Here is a 19,764-nt window from a genome sequence, read left to right on the forward strand (position 1 = left end):
TCGTCCCACCACCCCTTCAAGTCTAACCATACAAGCGAGCTTGCTCGCGAAGGGGCCATCAAAAGCACCACCCATCTCCCGCGCTGGCCATTTTGAAACATCTGTCGACTAGCCTGGTCTGTCTCAGCTGCTAGGCTGATTCCCAGGCCTTCCTTCGACAGACTTTTGCCCATGCTCGCGCGCCTGCTGTTTTTCTGCGGTCTCTGCCTGGCCTCCCAGCTGGCGATGGCCATGACCATCTACAAATCCACCGACGCCAACGGCGTGGTCTCGTACAGCGACCGCCCGAGCAAAGGCGCGAAAGTGTTCGTGTTTCAGGACCGCATGGTCGAGCGCCTCGACCGCCAGGTGTACCTGGACATCAAGAAGCAGAAGGGCGTCGACGTGGTGTTTGCGCGCAACGATCTGTACGCGCCGGTCGAGGTTGCCCTGGCCTTCATCGGCACGAGCAATGTGCGTGGCGCGCCGTCGCGAGCGATCCGTCGTGTGCTGCCACCGCGCAGCAACACGCGGCTGGCGCTGCTGACGGCGATCAGTCGTGACCAGCCGCTGGTGTATTCGCCGCAGTTCCAGTATTCGCTGGGCGACCCCGCAGGCACCGCACAGAGCTATCGCTATCCGCTGCCCTGGCGTGGCGGGCCGTTTCGCCTGAGCCAGGGCGCCAACGGCCAGTACAGCCACTATGGGCCGAAGAACCGCTACGCCATGGACATCGCCATGCCGGTGGGCACGCCGATCATCGCCGCGCGAGCGGGAGTGGTAGTCAAGACCGAGAACTCCCAGAGCGGGCGCGGCACCGATGCCTCCGGCAATTTCGTGCGGGTGCTGCACGACGACGGCACCATGGGCGTATACCTGCATCTGAAACAGGGTTCGGTGAGCGTGCGCGAAGGCCAGCGGGTCAAGGTCGCCAGCCCGCTGGCGCTGTCGGGCAACACCGGCAACAGCAGCGGCCCGCACCTGCACTTCGTGGTGCAGCGCAATACCGGCGAAGGGCTGGTGTCGATTCCCTATCAGTTCAACCAGCCGCTGGGGGCGTTGCCCAACTTTGCGCTGGGCAAGCAGTAGGCGCGATAGGGTGTTGAGGGTTTTTGTGGCGAGGGGATTTATCCCCGTTGGGCCACGAAGCGGCCCCAAATATTGCAACTCTGTACTAACTGACTGCATTCAATGGTTTTGGGACGGCTGCGCCGTCCAACGGGGATAAATCCCCTCGCCACAAGAGCCCCCCAAACTCCCATCAATCGAGCATCAACACCTTGGCCAGAACAATCTTCGGCCCTTTCATCTTCTTGATGATGATGCGCAGGCCTTCGACTTCCAGCACTTCTTCCTCTTCCGGCACCCGTTTCAGGGTTTCGTAAACCAGCCCGGCAAGGGTTTCCGCTTCGATGTGATCGAGATCGATGCCGAGCAGGCGCTCGACCTTGAACAACGGCGTATCGCCACGCACCAGCAACTTGCCTGGCTGATAGGCGAGGATGCCGCGCTCTGCCTTGCGGTGTTCGTCCTGGATATCGCCGACCAGCACTTCCAGCACGTCTTCCATGGTCAGGTAGCCGATGATGTTGCCGTCAGCCTCCTCGACCACGGCGAAGTGCGAGCCACCTTTGCGGAACTGCTCCAGCAGTTGCGACAGCGGCATGTGCCGCGATACGCGCTCCAGCGGGCGGGTCAGCTCGGCGAGGTTGAACGACTCGGGAATGTGGTCCAGCGCGGCCAGTTCCAGCAGCAGATCCTTGATGTGCAGCAGGCCGACGAACTCCTGGCGCTCGCTGTCGTACACCGGATAACGGCTGAACTTGTGGCGACGGAACATCGCCAGGATTTCCTTCAGCGGCGCATTGAATTCGAGGGTGATCAGGTCTTCGCGGGAATTGGCCCAGTCGACCACTTCCAGCTCGCCCATTTCCACCGCCGAAGCCAACACGCGCATGCCCTGATCGCTGGGATCCTGGCCACGGCTGGAGTGCAGGATCAGTTTCAGTTCTTCGCGGCTGTAATGGTGTTCATGGTGCGGGCCGGGTTCACCTTGCCCGGCGATACGCAGAATCGCGTTGGCGCTGGCGTTGAGCAGGTAGATCGCCGGGTACATCGCCCAGTAGAACAGGTACAGCGGCACCGCCGTCCACAGCGACAGCAGCTCGGGTTTGCGGATCGCCCACGACTTGGGCGCCAGCTCGCCGACCACGATGTGCAGGTACGAAATGATGAAGAACGCGGTGAAGAACGACACGCCTTTAATGATCTCGGGCGAGTCGACGCCGACCGCGCTCAGCAGCGGTTCGAGAATATGCGCAAATGCCGGTTCACCGACCCAGCCCAAGCCAAGGGAGGCGAGGGTGATGCCGAGCTGGCACGCCGACAGGTAGGCATCGAGCTGACTGTGCACGGTGCGCAGGATGTGCCCGCGCCAGCCGTGTTGTTCAGCGATGGCCTCGACCCGGGTCGAGCGCAGTTTGACCATGGCGAATTCCGCCGCAACGAAAAAGCCGTTGAGCAACACCAGGATCAGAGCAAAAAGGATCATGCCGAAGTCGGCAAAAATGGTCGCGAGGGACAAGCCAGGGGAAGGGTCCATGATGGAGTTTTGCGGGTTCCGTGTGATTCGAAAGTGGGGAGAAACAGCGCCTGAAAGGCAGGCACAAGTCAGCCAATGTAGCGGCTGACCGTGCGATTGCCTAGTGGCGTGTGCCGGGCGGCATCACTCGGCGGCGCTGATCGCCCGTGCGCTGGCCACCTGGGCCGGGGCGAAATGGCAGGTGAACGTGCTGCCGTGGCCGGGCACGCTGCTGATCTCCATGCGAGCGCGGTGGCGCAGCAGCACGTGCTTGACGATGGCCAGGCCGAGGCCGGTGCCGCCGGTGTTGGAGTTGCGGCTGGAATCCACACGATAGAAACGTTCGGTCAGGCGCGGCAGGTGTTTGCTGTCGATGCCGATGCCGGAATCCTGCACGCTCAGGTGCGCGCCCTGATCGTCGCCCCACCAGCGAATGCGGATGTTGCCTTCGGCCGGGGTGTACTTGACCGCGTTGAACACCAGATTGGAGAACGCGCTGCGTAGTTCGGCCTCGCTGCCCTTGAGCAGCACTGCGGCATTGGCCTCGAGGCTGATGCGCTGGTTCTTCGCCCCGGACAACTGCTGCGCATCGCTGGTGATCGATTGCAGCAATGTGTCGATCTGCACCGGCTGGTTGTCCGACGGATAGTCGGTGGCTTCCAGCTTGGCCAGCAGCAACAGGTCGTTGAGCAGTGTCTGCATGCGCCCGCCCTGTTGCTGCATCTGTTGCAGGGCTCGGCTCCAGCGCGGGTTCACTTCCTCGACATTGTCGAGCAGGGTTTCCAGATAGCCGCAGATCACCGTCAGCGGTGTACGCAGTTCGTGGGAGACGTTGGCGATGAAGTCCTTGCGCATCTGTTCCAGCTGATGAATGCGCGTCACGTCGCGGACCAGCATCAGGTGTTCATTGTTGCCGTAGCGGGTCAGGTACAGCTGAATGCGCACGCGATCATTGGTCGGCGAAGGAATTTCCAATGGCTCGGCGAAGCTGTCCTGCTCGAAGTATTCCTTGAAGCGCGGATGGCGCACCAGGTTGGTCACCGGTTGGCCGCTGTCCTGCGGAGTCTTCAGGCCGAGCAGGGTTTCGGCGGCACGGTTCCACCATTCGAGATTGCCGTCGCTATCGAGCATGATGACCGCGTCTTTCAGCGCGGCGGTGGATTCCTGCACCCGGTCGATCACCGCTTGCAGACGTCCGCGCACCCGTTGGTCGCGGCGTTGCAGGTGATAGATGCTATCGAACACCTCGCCCCACAGACCATAGCCATCGGGCGGTGCTTCGTCGGGTTGATGCTGGCGCAGCCATTCGTGCAGACGCAGCAATTGCTTGAGCGTCCAGGCCAGATAAAGTCCCAGACCCGCCGCGAGGCTCCAGCCGTAATAGCCGGTGATCAGGCCGATCACCAGGCAGGCGGTGACCAGCAACAGCATGTGGCGAATCAGGGTGCCATGCCAGTTTTGATTCACGAGGGCGTCCTTAGCCGCAGCTTCAAGTTTCAAGCCGCAAGCTTCAAGCTAAAACGGATCGGCTTTCACTTGCCGCTTGTAGCTGGAAACTTGCAGCTGCTTTTACGCTTTTGTGGAGAACCGATAACCGGTGCCGCGCACGGTTTGTACCAGATTTTCGTAAGCGTCGCCGAGGGCCTTGCGCAGGCGGCGGATGTGCACGTCGACGGTGCGCTCTTCGACGTAGACGTTGCCGCCCCAGACCTGATCGAGCAACTGGCCACGGGTGTAGGCGCGTTCCTGATGGGTCATGAAGAATTGCAGCAGGCGGTATTCGGTCGGGCCCATCTCGGCGGGTTTGCCGTCGATGGTCACGCGGTGGCTGATCGGGTCGAGCAGCAGGCCGCCGACTTCGATCGGCGCTTCGCCATCGGTCGGTCCGGCGCGGCGCAGTACAGCCTTGAGGCGGGCGACCAGTTCACGCGGGGAAAACGGTTTGGTGATGTAATCGTCGGCGCCGACTTCGAGGCCCTGGATCTTGTTGTCCTCTTCGCCCTTGGCGGTGAGCATGATGATCGGGATGTCCCCGGTCAGCTCGTCACGCTTGAGGCGCCGGGCCAGTTCGATGCCCGAGGTGCCGGGCAGCATCCAGTCGAGCAGGATCAGGTCCGGTTTGCGGTCGACGATGATGGCGTGAGCCTGCTGCGAGTTCTCTGCCTCGAGGCAGTCATAGCCGGCCATTTCCAACGCCACGGCGATCATTTCGCGAATGGGCGCTTCGTCGTCGACGATCAGAATGCTCCTGCCAACCATGCCTTAATCCTCTTGTCATTTAACTGTCTTGCGCCGCATTAGATAACGGAATTATTGCAGTCGTGTGACAGTATTTCAGGCGCGCAACATTTGCACCCATCCTCGACTAAGCTCTAAGTCCGAATCCTGACAACCACAAAAGAAGGTTTCCATGACTCAGATGACTGCTTCGTTCAAAGCCCTGCTGCTGGCCGCCGCCCTGACATTGCCGGGGCTGGCCATGGCGGCCGATCCGGCGATGGAGAAGGACGGCATGTACACCGACCACAAGGGCATGACCCTGTACACCTTCGCCAAGGACTCCGCTGGCAAGTCCGCGTGCAATGACAAGTGCGCGGCAAACTGGCCGCCGCTAATGGCGACAGCGAATGACAAGTCGATGGGGGACTGGACGGTAATCACTCGTGATGATGGCAGCAAGCAGTGGGCCTACCAGGGCATGCCGCTGTACACCTTCGTGATGGACAAGAAGGCCGGCGACATGACCGGCGACGGCAAAATGGACGGCGCCTGGAAAGTCGCCAAGGCCAAATAACCACGGTCCAAAACCCTGTGGGAGCGAGCCTGCTCGCGAAGCGTTGTGTCAGTTGTCGCAGAGGTGACTGACATGACGCCTTCGCGAGCAGGCTCGCTCCCACAGGTGTCATGCATCAGCGCAGCGCGTAATCCAGCACGATCCCGACAAATATCGCCAACCCTGCCCAATGGTTGTGCAAGAAGGCCTGGAAGCAACGCATACGGTCCTTGCTGCGCGTGTACCAGAACTCCCACGCATAACACCCGGCAGCCACCAGCAAGCCGAGGTGGAACCAGATCCCCAGCTCGAACTTCGACCCGGCCAGAATCAGGCAGGCCAGCGACAATGCCTGCAAGCTGAGGATGATCACCCGATCCGCCTCGCCAAACAGAATCGCCGTGGATTTCACGCCGATCTTCAGGTCGTCATCGCGATCGGTCATTGCGTAATAAGTGTCATAACCCACCGTCCACAGCAGATTGGCGATCCACAGCAACCACGCCGCTGCTGGCAACTCGCCGGTCTCAGCGGTAAAGGCCATTGGCATGCCCCAGGAAAACGCCGCCCCCAGCACCACTTGCGGGTAGTAGGTGTAGCGCTTCATGAACGGATACGTGAATGCCAGCGCCAAGCCGCCCAGCGACAGCCAGATCGTCGGCGCATTGGTGCACAGCGCCAGCAGAAAACTGATGCCCATCAGTACGGCAAAGAACACCAGCGCTTCCTTCGAGCTGATCCGGCCAGCGGCGAGCGGCCGTTGCGCGGTGCGTTTGACATGGCCGTCGACCTTGCGGTCGGCCCAGTCGTTGATCACGCAACCGCCGGCACGGGTCAGCACCACGCCGAGGACGAAGATGACGATGTTGGCCAGCGACGGCGAACCCTTGCCGGCAATCCACAATGCCCACAGCGTTGGCCACAGCAGCAGGTAAATGCCAATCGGCTTGTCCATGCGCGTCAACTGAACGAAATCCCAGGCGCGTGGGTTCAGACGGTTGAGGGACTTGAGCAGGCTCTGATACATCAGCAGTTCTCCGGATGGGCGCGGGCGGCGTCCCACAGGCTCGGCAGGAAGATTTCCGCGACCAGCACGCTCAGCGCGCCACGGTCGAAACGCGAACGCCGGCCCCACAGCTCAGGGGCTTGCACCGCTGGCGGCAACCATTGTTCAGGGTAGTGGCAGACTTCAATGGCGCGGCGCTGGAACGCCCGATCGCAAAACAGCAATTCGCCCAGCGAGCGGCTGCCCAGTTCATCCATGTGCAAACCATCACCTTGCAGGGCCGCCCGCGAGGCAACGCTGCGGGCAAACACCCAGGCCTCGCCGTGGCCGCGCAAATACACCTCACGCACCCAGCCTTCGCTGCCCTCGGCCAGCTCCAGTGCCGCGCATTCATCAGCGCGCAAGGTGTCCCAGCCTTCGAACAGCGGCGACACGCTGAAGCCATCCTCGGACAAACGGGTCAAACGGCGGGTCAGCGAACCTTCGTCGAACAACCAGTCCAGGGTCAACGGATCGGGGCGGGGCGTCAGGCGGTCTTGGGTCAGCCAGAGCGGGGCGGGGCAGGCATTTGAATGTTGCACAATGAGTCATTATTGGCCGCAAATGAGGCGGCGAGCTTACCATGGCGGGCGACAGGATTGAGCGGCGCCGGCCGCCGTTGCGCCGAACAGGCTTGCATCTGCGCGGCACCCTCAGTACAAAACGCCCTGAGCCGGATGGCAACGCAGCACCCATCGACCGTCCGCGCCGGCACTAGGCCTGAACCCTGAGGAAGTACCTGAATGAAGAAGTGGCAATGTATCGTCTGTGGCCTGATCTATAACGAAGCCGATGGTTGGCCGGATGACGGCATCGCGGCGGGCACCCGCTGGGAAGACGTACCGGCAGACTGGCTGTGCCCCGACTGCGGCGTCGGCAAGATGGACTTCGAAATGATCGAAATCAACTAAGCAAATCAGAGGAGTAAGGCATGAGCGCACCAGTCGTCATCATCGGCACCGGGCTTGCGGGCTACAACCTGGCCCGCGAGTTTCGCAAGCTCGACAGCGAAACCCCGCTGCTGCTGATCACCGCCGATGACGGCCGCTCTTACTCCAAGCCGATGCTCTCCACCGGTTTCGGCAAGAACAAGGACGCCGACGGCCTGAGCATGGCCGAACCCGGCGCCATGGCCGAGCAGTTGAAAGCCGAGGTGCGCACCCACACGCGCATCAGCGGTATCGACGCCGGCCACAAACGCTTGTGGATCGGTGAAGAAGCCGTGCCCTATCGCGACCTGATTCTGGCCTGGGGCGCGGAAACCGTGCGCGTGCCGATCGAAGGCGACAGCGCGGAACTGGTATTCCCGATCAACGATCTCGAAGACTACGCGCGCTTCCGTGCCGCAGCGGCGGGCAAGCGTCGGGTGTTGTTGCTCGGCGCCGGGCTGATCGGCTGTGAGTTTGCCAATGACCTGATCCTCGGCGGCTACGAAGTGCAACTGGTCGCGCCGTGCGAACAGGTCATGCCGATGCTCTTGCATCCCGCCGCTGCGGCGGCCGTGCAGGCCGGGCTGGAAAGTATCGGGGCGAAGTTTCACCTCGGCCCGGTGTTGACCCGGCTGCAGAAAGTCGCCGATGGCCTCGAAGCGCACCTGTCCGATGGTCAGATCATCCCGTGCGATGTAGTGGTCTCGGCGATCGGCCTGCGCCCGCGCATCGATCTGGCAGCGGCTGCCGGCGTGCAGATCAATCGCGGCGTGATGGTCGATCGTTACCTGAAGACGTCCCACGCCAATATTTACGCATTGGGCGACTGCGCCGAAGTCGACGGGCTCAATCTGCTCTACGTGATGCCGCTGATGAGTTGCGCGCGCGCGTTGGCGCAAACCCTCGCAGGAAACCCGACCCCGGTCAGCTACGGGCCGATGCCGATCACCGTGAAAACCCCGGTGTGCCCGCTGGTGGTTTCGCCGCCGCCACGGGGCAGCGAAGGCATTTGGAGCGTCGAAGGGCAGGGCGCCGACATCAAAGCGCTGTGCCACAGTGCCGACGGTCAGTTGCTCGGTTACGCCCTGACCGGCGGGGCGGTCATGGAAAAACTGGCCCTGAACAAACAGCTGCCGCCGCTGCTGGCGTAAATGCCGGTCGTTCTGTCGCAAACACCGCTCTTTTGCCCCGACAAAGGTCTTGGGGAGACTGGCGCCGCCGTTGGCGGCGTGCCATTCTCACTCCCGTCTGCCGCAGAGTAGAGCCTGCGGCGCCTTGGGCGCTGTTCCAACGAGAACAGCACGGACATAACAACAAAAAACCGTCAAAGGGGCTTCACTAATGCGTAAACCAGAACTCGCCGCTGCAATCGCCGAAAAGGCCGACCTGACCAAAGAACAGGCCAACCGCGTCCTCAATGCCGTCCTCGAAGAAATCACCGGCGCCCTGCACCGCAAGGACAGCGTGACGCTGGTCGGCTTCGGCACCTTCCTGCAGCGCCACCGCGGCGCCCGCACCGGCAAAAACCCGCAGACCGGCGAGCCGGTCAAGATCAAGGCCAGCAACACCGTTGCGTTCAAGCCAGGCAAATCGTTGAAAGACAGCGTCAATCCTTGATGGCGGCGTGCTCCCCTGAATGACGGGGAGAACCGCAAATGAGAAATGGGCACACCGATTGCGGTCGGGTGCCCATTTTTTGTGGCTGTCTGTTGGCTTACTGGCGTCGGAAGCAGGCCTTGCCGTTGCCGAAATCCACGGCCAGGCAGTTTGGCTCGATCGCCAGTTGCAGGTCCTGGAACAGTCCGCCCAGATCGCTGTTGGAGGCAGGCTTGGTTTTGCTTTCCAGCACTACTGTCTGGTTCTCGACTTTCCAGGTGCCTTTGGCAAAGCCATCGGCGCTGCCATACGCCACACCGGCATCAAAGGTGCCGTCCTTTCGCAACAGCAACTCGGCGCCCATTTCCATTGCGCCGGTCAGGTAGTAATGGCCGTCCAATGGTGGGGTTTCCGCTGACGCGTGGGTGATGGGCAGCCACATGAGCGCGGCGAAAAACAGTGGTTTCAGTTCCATGAAATGAAGCTCCTTGGCAGTTGTAGTAGAGGGATCGCATTTTCGAGCGTTGGATTCTGGCACAGCCATGTTTTGCCCGCCCGTTGTTCAGGCGCTACACAATCGAATCAATATCCAGATGAAACGGCGCGCCAACTGCATGTCCACCGGTCATCGCGGCGATAGCGGCGTCGTGGTCTTCAGCGGCTGGCGGGATCATCGCCAGTTGCTCCTGAACCAGGTTTTCAGGGTGGGCGTTCCAGCGCAGCAGACCTTCCTCGACCCATTCGGGCTGGTCGGCATAGCTGCCGTAAACGTCGGTCTCAGTGACCCGTTGACTGCGCAGCGCTGTCAGGTGGGCCTTGGTCATGCTGATTTTGTCTATTTCCTGATTGAGCATCAGCGTCTTGTGCACGCGCTCCTGCTCTCGCACGTAAGAACGGCGGTTGTTTTGCAGATCGCGCTTAACGGCCCGCAGCTGTTGCTGAATATTCTCCAGGGCGCTGCTGATCCACTCGTATTCGCGATTGGTCACCAGCGAACGCTTGAGCTGCAGTGCTTCCTGCCAACGGCGCAAGCTGGCCCAGCAGCCGGGGATGTAGCTGCCGACCATTGAGTGGTGACCTGCGGAGAACAACTGCCGCAAAAACGATCCGCGTTCGGGCAAGCCGTTGGTAGCGCGCAGGGCCTTGGCGCAGCCGTGATCGACGATCGTGCTGCAACCCGGCTCCCAGAGAAGCGAGGATCGGTGGTCGTTGTCGAACTCAACGGGCATGAAATGGCGCAAAGCACCGTGATGCCCATAGTCGTCGCCAAAGAAATTGATGATTCCCCAGATCAGCAGGCCGAGGCCGGCGACCGGGTTGAAGCCCAGCACCACGGCGTTGGTTGCGTACATCGGCCCAGGCTTGGCAAAGGTGTTCATCCAGGTCGCCGGCACGCTCGGTACCGGATCGTTCTGATTGACGATGCGGTGATGAACCAGCGACTGGGCGCTTTCGATGAAGGTAGTGTCGCCGGCGCGGGGGGCGCCGTAGGTGTAGAGCACGATTTGCGGGGAGAACTCCAGGTTGCGTCTCAGCATCTCGGACAGGATCAATGCAACTGCACCGCCCAGACTGTGACCCGTGATCAGCAGCTTTTGCCCGCTGTAGAATTTTTCCAGATAAGTCACGATAAATGGATAAGCCGCCAAAGCGCCACCGTAGAAACCGCGGTGCACTTTGCCTTCGCCTTCGGCAAAGGGAACCTGATAGGCATCGCCGTCACGCCGGCCGTCGGGCCAGATCTCACTGGTACCTCGCACGCTGATCAGGATCAGTTCGTCGTGGTGGCAGATGAAAGCCTGAGTGTCCGTGCTTTCGACCTGTTTGCGATCATCGAAAAAATGCAGTCTGGCGGGGTGTTCTTGTTGATTCCCTAACGCGGGGTCATTCACTTCGGGGTAAAGATTCGGGTCAAACGGCACCACTTCCAGGCGTTTCGAATACGGCACGTCTTCATACAGTGGATAGTATTTCTGCGATTGTGAGTCATCGACCTTCCACAACTCATCGAACTGCGGCAGCGCGTGGCCGAACCAGTTGCCGCTGCTGGGCTGTAGCGTAAAGCTTACCGTGTCGGTCTGCACCGGTTGAGTGTTGGGTTCCTGCCCGAAATCGGTGTAGCTCAGCGTCGCCATCACCGACAGCTGATAAAGGTTAAGCGCGCAGAACGCTTCGCCTGTCGACAGCATTGGCCGTAGCGCTCTCATCGGACGTACTTCCAGCACATGATGTTTGTTCGGCAACAGCGCGACGCCCTTGGGCGGCGGCGGGGAAAACCCCAGTTCGACGGTGGCCATCTCCGCCGCACTCAAGATTGTGTGCAGTCCGCCATCCGCAGAAGTTTTATCGACGAGCGTGAAGTCTCTGGACTTCGCCGCCGATCGCATGAGCTTGTGCGCCGCCCTTTTCGGAGGGTCGCGACGAGCAGCCAGCGGCGGCAGGTGGGCGATGTGTTTTACCAGTTCACTGACTTCGACCTGGCAGTACGCATCGGTTTCGGACAGGTCCTTGGCGGGGTTGGCCTGGGTGCGAGTGCCTGTTTTGTGGAAGAAGCGGGTTTTTTCGGCGCGGACTTGGAGTTCGGTGATGGGAAGAGGGTAGTGCGGTCGTTCCTTCAGTCGCGCATATATTTCCTCTTTACCCTGATAAAACTGACTGAGCTTCAGGGTTACGGGACCGCAGTAATGATCAAGAACTTTTCCGGAGCCCGAGGAATCCAGTTTGCCGGTATAAACAATATCTTCGTAATCGACGGCTTCGTAGGTCAAACCGGCGTAGGGTTTGCCATCACCGAACTCGTCCACCAATTGAAAACTTGTGGCTTGTCCGCGTCTTGGGCAGGCGTGGATGTTGCCTTGCATAAAGGCCGCAATGCCCGAATCTGTCGGCTCAATGCTCATGGGGTCTGATCCTTGTTTTCAGTGCAATCGGGGTAAATAGTGCAGATGCGCTCGTCTACCATCCTGAATGTGCTGAAGTCTTTGTAATTGCCGAAACAGAACGCATCCTGATCCTCAAAGGCTTTCCCCATGCAGCGCTTCCATCCGCCGGGCACTTTTACCCACGTGTCACCAAAAGCGGGCTTTTCCCGCTCAGATAATTGGATTTTCAGAGTCACCGTTTTTCCCGAAAGCTGAGTCAGCGTGTACGCCGTGAAAGGACGGCTCCGCCCGACATTGCCCTGTGCATCCATTTTTTTGCAGGTCAGCAGTTTGATCAGATAACGCTTCGGGCCCACCGTGCGAAAAGACCACATGCATTCACCAAAGAACTCAGCTGTCTCGTCATCTCTGAAACTATCCATCTGTCGTTCCAACAACTCCGGACGTACAGCAATCGAGGCGTAGTCATAGCTGAAGTTGCTTCGTCCTGAACCATAAATACCGATGACCTTGATCTCGATGTAATTCAGCGCCAGAGGACATTCGCTTACGGTTCTGTACAGCGGGATCTCGGAAGTCCCTTCGTACTTCATATTGGTTTTGTTGTATCCCAGCTGAGTGTTTCTCCCGCCAGGCACGGTGCATGTTTGGCCCTTGGCCGGAACATAGGTGGCCGTCAGGTCGTACTTGAATCCGGGCGGAAAATCCGGAACAAACGTAAACGTGTTCGGGGTCTTCACCGTCGTACAACCCACCAGCAATCCCAGGCAACCACTCAGCATCAACCCTCGTTTCAAGTTCCTCATCGTCCTACCTCTCCCTGCCAATACAACGCTTCCTGATATACCCGCTCAAAATGCATCGCCGGATCTTCACCGGGTTTGGGCAGCCATGATTTGCCTGGCCGATATCCCGGTAACTGCAAACTGCGGGTCAGCAAGAAATGCACTTGCTCCGGTTGCTGCCAGCCCCACAAGTGCGTCAGTTGAATCAGGCCCCACAGCCACTCATCGACGTCGAGCTGTTCGGCCAGCGTGGCCATGGCTTCGGTGTGTTCGCCGACCAGGTAACGGCGGGTGTTGTCGAACAGCACGTTGGCGTAGATCAGCTCCGGGGTCGGCGTGTGCAGCCAAGGCGGATCCATCGGCAGCGGGTGGTGGCCGGGGTCCGGGTTGTCGATGGCGTTCCATCGCTCTGCGTGCCAATAGCAGACGCTGTTGAATGGCCCGAGAAACGCCGCGCGGTGCTCGGGTTGCAGGTGCGCCAGCGCACGGCCCAGAACCCGGTTGTCATGCACGCGGTACACCGCCTGATTCGGGCGTTCGCCGGTTATCAGGCGCTCGCGCCAGTGCGCCGCCAGCGCGTCAAGTTCGACGTGACGGGCACTGGCCAGCCAGCCCCAATTGCGCTCGGGCGTGGCGAGCAAGGTTTGGATGGCGGGATGCTGCGCCGTATCGATTTGCAACAGCAGCGGGCCGGTCGGCACCAGCGACTCGGCCGGCGTGCCGCTGTAGAGCGGACGAAACCGCTCGGTACCGAGGTCGCGGGTCAACGCAGCGTGCTCTGCGCTTTGGCCCTCGGTGTCGAGCATCAGATACAGTTCACAGCCGGCGCGGGACTGAGCGTGCAACCATTGTTCGACCGGGCTCATGCGACTTCTCCCAGCTCACACTGACCCGCTGCGCAGGCTTCGCACAGCGGGCAAAAATCCGCTGCCTGCTGGCGGGCACTGTTGACGATCGACAGCGGCGTGGCGTTGATCGCAGCTGGCAGGCCGGCCTCAACTTGCAGCGGTTGTAGCGGTGCAAGACCCGGCAGTGGCGCGCCGCCCTGAACGATGGGCACGCTGCTGAAAATCCCGCCGGCATTGATCACGATGTGATGACCGCCCGCTGACAGCGTCAGGCTCATGCCGGCATCGATCACCACGTTGCTTGCCGTGACATGCGCCTGCTGGCCGGCCTGGATCACCAGAGCGCCCAAGGTCTGGCTGCTGGTGCCGCTGACCTGCAACAAGTCGTCGGCGTTGATTACTGTGCTTCGCAGTCCTTGATGAGTGCGCGAATCCTTGCCCTCGATGAGACTGGTGCTGTCATTGCCGACATGCTCATGGCGGTCTCGAGTGATCAGGCTGCGGCTGTCGTTGAGGATCAGTTGCTCAAGGTCGCGCTGCGCGCGCAGGTAGATCTTCTCCTGCCCGGCGCGATCCTCGATCGACAGTTCGTTGTAGCCGCCATTGCGCGGTGAGCTCTGGCTGCGTAATACCGTGCGGGTTTTACTCGCCGGCAAGGGATGGGCGACGGCATTGACCTTGTTGGCGATGCAGCCGGTAATCAGCGGTTGGTCCGGGTCGCCTTCCTGGAAGGTCACGACCACTTCCATGTCGACCCGGGGAATGGTCACCGCACCAAATCCGTCACCTGCCCAACTGGAAGCTACGCGTAACCAGCAGCTGCTTTTTTCGCTGTTGCGTTCAGCGCGATCCCAGGGAAACTCGACACGAACCCTGCCGTACTCATCGCAGAAGATCTCCTCTCCGGGAGGCCCGGTAACGCGCGCGGTCTGGCAGACCAGCAAGGGTCTTGGCGCGGGCAAAGGCGGGCGGAAAACCACTTCTGCGGGAATGGCCCTGAAGGTATTGCGGTAGCCCTGGGAAAAACCATCGGCAGGTTTCGCCTCGCTGCTGAAAGCCTCTTCGAGCACTGCCGGTTGCTTGCCTTCGTGACTGAGACTGACCAACAGCCACAACTCGTTGCACTCGGCCCTGGGATGTTCGCTCAGCTCGAACAAGTGACCGCTGCGCAAAATCGCCTGATCGCTTTTGCCTTCAATCCATTGATAGTCGCTGCGATGGCGCTCCAAGGCCTGACGCGCCAGCTGTTTGCCGTGCTTCTCGGACTTCATCAACAGTGGATAGCGATACTCCTCCAGAGCCGGCGTGAACTCTGCGGTGAAGCGGCTTTCCAGCAGCAGGCTTGGCCGCTTGAGGTCATAGTCACGGCGGGTGACGGTGCTGGTACGGGTGTTGAAGCCCATGGTCAGGTGGTTGACCACCGGGTGTTCGGCAACCATGCCGCTATCAACCCGAAAGGCTGTCGTACCCAATTTGGGTGCGAACACCGGGCTGTCGCTGAATACCAGTAAGTGCCCGTCGAGCGAATGTTGATGGTGCCAGGCGATACCCTCTTCGGCGCACAGACGCTGAATGAACAAAAAGTCGCTTTCGCCGTACTGCGTGCAGTACTCACGAGGCTCACCGGCGGCGACATTGAACGTGAAGTCATCGGCCTGGATGCCATGCCCTTTGAGCACTTGCGCGATGATCTGCGGCACGGTCAGTTGCTGGAAAATCCGCTGGTCGTGGCTCAGTTGCAGATAATGCAGCGCCGGTACCAGTGTCAGTTCATAACGGGTCAGGCGCTGGCCTGATTCGCCGAGCATGACGTTTTCGATCCGCCCGTGAATGCCTTCGCCCGCTGATCCGAACTGCAGAAACGCAGGTTGGCTGAGCAAGCTTTCCAGATCGAAATCCGCGTGCTCGCTCACCAGCTCAAGGCGAAATGCGTACAGCTGACTGATGGCTTCGGTGCCCGTGAACGCGAGCACCTTGAAGTCGTGACGAATGGCGGGGATATGCAGAGAGAATGGCGCGCAGTGGCCTTTGCCGAACATGGGCTTGTCCTTAAGCAAAGTGAGTCAAAGCGCGATGCTGTCCTCCCTGATCGCCGCGCATGAAAAGTGGCCAGGGCAAGCTAGCGGCGCGGCAAACTAATTGATGTAAGAAGTATCCCTGAAATTTGTCAGAGTATTCCGGTGTGGAAGTCTTGGTCGTGATGCGAGAACTATCTGAAGGACGCGGCTTCGATAACTATCGAGTTGGCAGTGTTTGTTGGCGCGGGAAAGTTTCAGAATAATGAAATGCCATCATTATAGTGGCACTTTTTGCGTTGATCGTTGTCGCGGAAAACTTGTTGAGGCAAACCAGCTATTTTCGGAAGTGTCCTACTTCTATTTTTTTTTGAATTTGGCATGCTGCACGCCGCTCGAGGATACGAGCGTCAGGTAAACTCGCCCGGCTGCGGCGCAGGGCTCTGGGTCAAGGGTTTGCCGGGGGCTGGTAAAATCCGCCAGTTAATAAACGGCCTCAGGGAAACCCCTGCGACATATAGGGCGATCTCCTACAGACCGCAATGAACAGTTCGTCTTGTTGTTTAATCAGATGCTTGCTAGTGGCCATCATAGTGATTACGATGCGCCCACTTGAAAGAGCACATCTCAATTGGATGAGTCGCTGAACTGCTCTTCGATACTGTCCCGCGTTGCTGAAACTCCATTCGCGCGCATGACTGTAATCCTTAATAAAGGCCATGGATGTCCTACTCAAGCAAACTTTCCGCCCATTACCTCGAACTCGCAAAAGTCTCTGTTTCCAAAGAGAATTTCGCGGGCGAAGACGTTCGTTTTTCGAGCGAGTTCGAGGCGCTGGAAAGTGAGCTGGCCAAGGCTTCGTCGATGCACGAAAGCGGGCAGATCGACTGGCTGAAAATCCGCGAAAACAGCGAAAATCTGCTGCGTACCCAATCCAAGGATCTGCGTGTCGGCGCCTGGCTGACCTGGTCGCTGTACCAGCGCGAATCCTTCCCCGGGCTGCTCGCCGGCCTCGGTCTGCTGCACCATCTGTCGGAAAACAACTGGGCCGACGTTCACCCGCTCAAACCCCGCACCCGTGCCGCCGCGATCGGCTGGCTGGTGCCGCGTCTCGAGCAGGTCATCACCGAAAACATTGCGATCAAAGAGCAGTTGCCGATGTTCCGGCAGCTCTCCGAGCACCTGGCCGGCCTTGAGGCCGCGTGCACTGAGCATCTGGGCGATGACGCGCCGCTGCTGCTGCCGATCTCCCGCCGCCTGAAAACCATGATTCAGCGCGCCGCCGACAACCAGCCGGCGCCCGGCGTGGTGGGCGCGGCGGTGGCGCAGGTCAAGCAGGCCGCGACCCAGCTGCTCACCCCCGGCGCGCCGATCGACAACGAACGTGATGCGCACAAAGCCCTGCGCGCCCAGCAGGAAAGCGCGCGCCCGTTGTGTGCCTGGTGGCTGAAACAGAAAGCCACCGACCTGCGTGCCCTGCGCCTCAATCGCACGCTGCTGTGGATGACCATCGACGCGGTGCCCGAGCGCAACGCCGAGCAGATCACCGTGCTGCGCGGTCTGCCGCTGGAAAAGCTCAAGCTCTATCAGGACCGTTTCGATCAGGGCAAATACGCCGACCTGCTGGTGGAACTGGAGGCGAGCCTGGCGAAGGCGCCGTTCTGGTTCGATGGCCAGAGGATGGTCTGGGAATGTCTCCAGAACCTCAACGCCGAGCTGGCCATGCGCGAAGTGGAAATCCACTTCGCGCTTTTGATTCAGCGCCTGCCGGGCATCATCGAGTTGCGCTTCCATGACGGCGCGCCGTTTGCCGATCCGTCCACCCGGGCGTGGATCGCCGCCAACGTCATGCCGCACCTGCAAAGCGCCAGCGCGCCGCGCAAGGTCGAAAGCGAGAACGTCGAAACCCAGCCGGCGTGGGAAAAAGCCCTCGAGGAAGTCCAGCCGATCCTGCGCAAGGAAGGCTTGAAGCCGGCCGTGCAGATTCTCAAGCAGGGTCTGCAATCGGCCCACGGTGGCCGCGAACGCTTCTTCTGGCAGTTCACCCTCGCGCGGCTGTGTTTCCTGGCCAAGAAATACGAACTGGCCAAGAACCAGCTCGAAACCCTCGATCAGACATTACAGGACTCAGGCCTGCACGCCTGGGAGCCCGATCTTGCATTGCAAGTGCTGCACCTGCTGCACAGTTGCTGCGAGTTGTTGCCGCAGAACCACGCCGTACGTGAAAGCAAGGAAGAGATTTATCGCAGGCTGTGCCACCTCGACCTCGAAGTGGTACTCGAATAGGCCCCAGGGCCACAACCGCAAGGAGAAAAGCCATGGCCAAAGAAGGCTCGGTAGCCCCCAAGGAACGCATCAACGTCACCTTCAAACCCGCCACCGGCGGAGCTCAGGAAGAGATTGAACTGCCGCTGAAGCTGCTGGCAATCGGTGACTACACCCACCGCAAGGACGATCGCAAAATCGAAGATCGCAAGCCGATCAGCATCGACAAGATGACCTTCGACGAAGTGTTGGCCAAGCAAGAGCTGGGTCTGACGCTGAGCGTGCCGAACCGTCTGCAGGAAGATGGCGAGGCTGAAGAGCTGGCCGTGCAATTGCGCGTCAATTCGATGAAGGACTTCAACCCGGCCAGCCTGGTCGAGCAAGTGCCTGAGCTGAAAAAACTGATGGAACTGCGCGATGCGCTGGTGGCCCTCAAAGGCCCGCTGGGTAACGCACCTGCGTTCCGTAAAGCGATCGAAGGCGTGCTCGCCGACGACGAATCCCGCGGTCGCGTACTCGGTGAGCTGGGCCTGAACGCCGCAGCCCCGGACGCCTGAGACTCCAGTAGCCAAGGAAGCCAACACAATGAGCACTAGCGCAGCACAAGAGAAGAGCGCCGCCAGCGGCGAATACAGCATTCTCGACAGCATCATCGCCGAAACCCGTCTGACCCCGGACGACGAAGCCTACGACATCGCCAAGCGTGGCGTGTCGGCGTTCATCGAAGAGCTGCTCAAGCCGCAGAACAACGGTGAGCCGGTCAAGAAAGCCATGGTTGACCGCATGATCGCCGAGATCGATGCCAAGCTCAGCCGTCAGATGGACGAGATCCTGCACCACCCGGATTTCCAGGCGCTGGAATCGTCGTGGCGTGGTCTGCAGTTGCTGGTCGACCGCACCAACTTCCGCGAAAACATCAAGATCGAAATCCTCAACGTCTCCAAAGAAGACCTGCTGGACGATTTCGAAGATTCGCCGGAAGTCATGCAGTCGGGCCTGTACAAGCACATCTACACGGCTGAATACGGCCAGTTCGGTGGTCAGCCGGTGGGCGCGATCATCGCCAACTACTACATGTCGCCAAGCTCGCCAGACGTCAAGCTGATGCAGTACGTGGCCAGCGTTTCGTGCATGTCCCACGCGCCGTTCATCGCTGCTGCCGGCCCGAAATTCTTCGGCCTGGAAAGCTTCACCGGCCTGCCGGATCTGAAAGATCTGAAAGACCACTTCGAAGGCCCGCAATTCGCCAAATGGCAGAGCTTCCGTACCTCGGAAGACTCCCGCTACGTTGGCCTGACCGTGCCGCGTTTCCTGTTGCGCAACCCGTACGACCCGGAAGAGAACCCGGTCAAATCGTTCGTGTACAAGGAAACCGTTGCCAACAGCCACGAGCACTACCTGTGGGGCAACACGGCCTACGCGTTCGGCACCAAGCTGACCGACAGCTTCGCCAAATTCCGCTGGTGCCCGAACATCATCGGCCCGCAGAGCGGTGGCGCGGTTGAAGACCTGCCGTTGCACCACTTCGAAAGCATGGGCGAAATCGAAACCAAGATCCCTACTGAAGTTCTGGTTTCCGACCGTCGTGAATACGAACTGGCCGAGGAAGGCTTCATCTCCCTGACCATGCGCAAAGGCTCCGACAACGCGGCGTTCTTCTCCGCAAGCTCGGTGCAGAAGCCGAAGTTCTTCGGCATCAGCGCAGAAGGCAAGGCCGCTGAGCTCAACTACAAGCTCGGTACCCAACTGCCGTACATGATGATCGTCAACCGCCTGGCTCACTACTTGAAAGTGCTGCAGCGCGAGCAACTCGGTTCGTGGAAAGAGCGTACCGACCTCGAGCTGGAACTGAACAAGTGGATCCGTCAGTACGTTGCCGACCAGGAAAACCCGAGCGCCGAAGTGCGTGGCCGTCGTCCGCTGCGCGCTGCGCAAGTGATCGTCAGCGACGTTGAAGGCGAGCCGGGCTGGTACCGCGTGAGCTTGAATGTGCGTCCGCACTTCAAGTACATGGGTGCCGATTTCACCCTGTCGCTGGTTGGCAAGCTGGACAAAGAGTAAGAGCG

The 19,764-nt window shown here is 60.2% G+C and carries 18 protein-coding genes; 8 read left to right on the forward strand and 10 right to left on the reverse strand.

The genetic code is table 11. The features are described from left to right. Positions 1-171 precede the first annotated feature (171 nt). A complete protein-coding gene (locus tag D8U82_RS06785; protein ID WP_130901929.1) occupies positions 172-1,068 on the forward strand; it encodes a M23 family metallopeptidase in 897 nt (298 codons plus the stop codon). Between the two features lie 172 nt (positions 1,069-1,240). Here D8U82_RS06785 and D8U82_RS06790 read toward each other — a convergent pair whose 3' ends face one another. The 3 genes from D8U82_RS06790 to phoB form a co-directional block, all read right to left on the reverse strand. Then, entirely contained in the window at positions 1,241-2,581 is a 1,341-nt protein-coding gene (locus D8U82_RS06790) for a hemolysin family protein (protein WP_016772486.1), read from the reverse strand. A 123-nt stretch (positions 2,582-2,704) separates the two neighbouring features. Then, the gene (phoR, locus tag D8U82_RS06795) at positions 2,705-3,991 is read right to left on the reverse strand and encodes a phosphate regulon sensor histidine kinase PhoR (protein ID WP_241149644.1); all 1,287 of its coding nucleotides are present in this window, start codon (positions 3,989-3,991) and stop codon (positions 2,705-2,707) included. 138 nt (positions 3,992-4,129) lie between these two features. Next, positions 4,130-4,819, reverse strand: a complete 690-nt coding sequence (phoB, locus tag D8U82_RS06800; RefSeq protein WP_007896474.1) for a phosphate regulon transcriptional regulator PhoB — start codon at positions 4,817-4,819, stop codon at positions 4,130-4,132. Between the two features lie 151 nt (positions 4,820-4,970). Here phoB and D8U82_RS06805 point away from each other — a divergent pair, with 151 nt between their 5' ends. After that, positions 4,971-5,354, forward strand: coding sequence for a hypothetical protein (locus D8U82_RS06805; RefSeq protein WP_073470882.1), 384 nt, complete (start codon positions 4,971-4,973; stop codon positions 5,352-5,354). Positions 5,355-5,469: 115 nt separating this feature from the next. On the opposite strand, the gene ubiA is transcribed toward D8U82_RS06805, so the two are convergent. After that, a complete protein-coding gene (gene ubiA, locus D8U82_RS06810; RefSeq protein WP_130901930.1) occupies positions 5,470-6,360 on the reverse strand; it encodes a 4-hydroxybenzoate octaprenyltransferase in 891 nt (296 codons plus the stop codon). Further along, positions 6,360-6,920 carry a chorismate lyase gene (locus D8U82_RS06815; protein WP_122612777.1) on the reverse strand — a complete coding sequence of 187 codons (561 nt, stop codon included), beginning with the start codon at positions 6,918-6,920 and terminating at the stop codon, positions 6,360-6,362. The genes ubiA and D8U82_RS06815 overlap by 1 nt, the downstream gene beginning before the upstream one ends. Before the next feature lie 201 nt (positions 6,921-7,121). Between D8U82_RS06815 and D8U82_RS06820 the strand changes: the two genes are divergently transcribed. From D8U82_RS06820 to D8U82_RS06830, 3 genes are all read left to right on the forward strand, one after another. Next, a complete protein-coding gene (locus D8U82_RS06820; RefSeq protein WP_016772491.1) occupies positions 7,122-7,289 on the forward strand; it encodes a rubredoxin in 168 nt (55 codons plus the stop codon). Between the two features lie 20 nt (positions 7,290-7,309). Continuing rightward, positions 7,310-8,458, forward strand: coding sequence for an FAD-dependent oxidoreductase (locus D8U82_RS06825; RefSeq protein WP_130901931.1), 1,149 nt, complete (start codon positions 7,310-7,312; stop codon positions 8,456-8,458). A gap of 190 nt (positions 8,459-8,648) precedes the next feature. After that, positions 8,649-8,924, forward strand: coding sequence for an HU family DNA-binding protein (locus D8U82_RS06830; RefSeq protein ID WP_003213368.1), 276 nt, complete (start codon positions 8,649-8,651; stop codon positions 8,922-8,924). Positions 8,925-9,021: 97 nt separating this feature from the next. Here D8U82_RS06830 and D8U82_RS06835 read toward each other — a convergent pair whose 3' ends face one another. From D8U82_RS06835 to tssI, 5 genes are all read right to left on the reverse strand, one after another. Next, positions 9,022-9,378 (reverse strand): hypothetical protein, encoded by a 357-nt coding sequence (locus tag D8U82_RS06835; RefSeq protein ID WP_071172084.1) that lies wholly within the window; start codon positions 9,376-9,378, stop codon positions 9,022-9,024. A gap of 94 nt (positions 9,379-9,472) precedes the next feature. Next, entirely contained in the window at positions 9,473-11,803 is a 2,331-nt protein-coding gene (locus D8U82_RS06840) for a lipase family protein (protein ID WP_130901932.1), read from the reverse strand. Next, positions 11,800-12,567: a hypothetical protein gene (locus tag D8U82_RS06845; protein ID WP_241663578.1), complete on the reverse strand. Its 768-nt coding sequence runs from the start codon at positions 12,565-12,567 to the stop codon at positions 11,800-11,802. Before D8U82_RS06845 ends, D8U82_RS06840 begins: the two co-directional genes overlap by 4 nt. Positions 12,568-12,587: 20 nt before the next feature. Then, positions 12,588-13,436: a DUF4123 domain-containing protein gene (locus tag D8U82_RS06850; protein WP_110599794.1), complete on the reverse strand. Its 849-nt coding sequence runs from the start codon at positions 13,434-13,436 to the stop codon at positions 12,588-12,590. Continuing rightward, positions 13,433-15,457: a type VI secretion system tip protein TssI/VgrG gene (gene tssI / locus D8U82_RS06855; protein WP_016772497.1), complete on the reverse strand. Its 2,025-nt coding sequence runs from the start codon at positions 15,455-15,457 to the stop codon at positions 13,433-13,435. The genes D8U82_RS06850 and tssI overlap by 4 nt, the downstream gene beginning before the upstream one ends. A 699-nt stretch (positions 15,458-16,156) precedes the next feature. On the opposite strand from tssI, the gene tssA reads away from it, so the two are divergent. Genes tssA through tssC form a run of 3 tightly spaced genes read left to right on the forward strand, consistent with a single transcriptional unit; the run spans position 16,157 to position 19,759 of the window. After that, complete coding sequence (gene tssA / locus D8U82_RS06860; protein ID WP_024014827.1) at positions 16,157-17,719, forward strand: type VI secretion system protein TssA; 1,563 nt, start codon at positions 16,157-16,159, stop codon at positions 17,717-17,719. A 32-nt stretch (positions 17,720-17,751) separates the two neighbouring features. Further along, positions 17,752-18,255, forward strand: a complete 504-nt coding sequence (gene tssB / locus D8U82_RS06865) for a type VI secretion system contractile sheath small subunit (RefSeq protein WP_016772498.1) — start codon at positions 17,752-17,754, stop codon at positions 18,253-18,255. A 28-nt stretch (positions 18,256-18,283) separates the two neighbouring features. Then, entirely contained in the window at positions 18,284-19,759 is a 1,476-nt protein-coding gene (gene tssC / locus D8U82_RS06870; protein ID WP_016772499.1) for a type VI secretion system contractile sheath large subunit, read from the forward strand. The last annotated feature ends 5 nt before the right edge of the window (positions 19,760-19,764 follow it).

This window comes from Pseudomonas sp. Sample_23 (assembly GCF_004307595.1).
GTDB lineage: Bacteria > Pseudomonadota > Gammaproteobacteria > Pseudomonadales > Pseudomonadaceae > Aquipseudomonas > Aquipseudomonas atacamensis.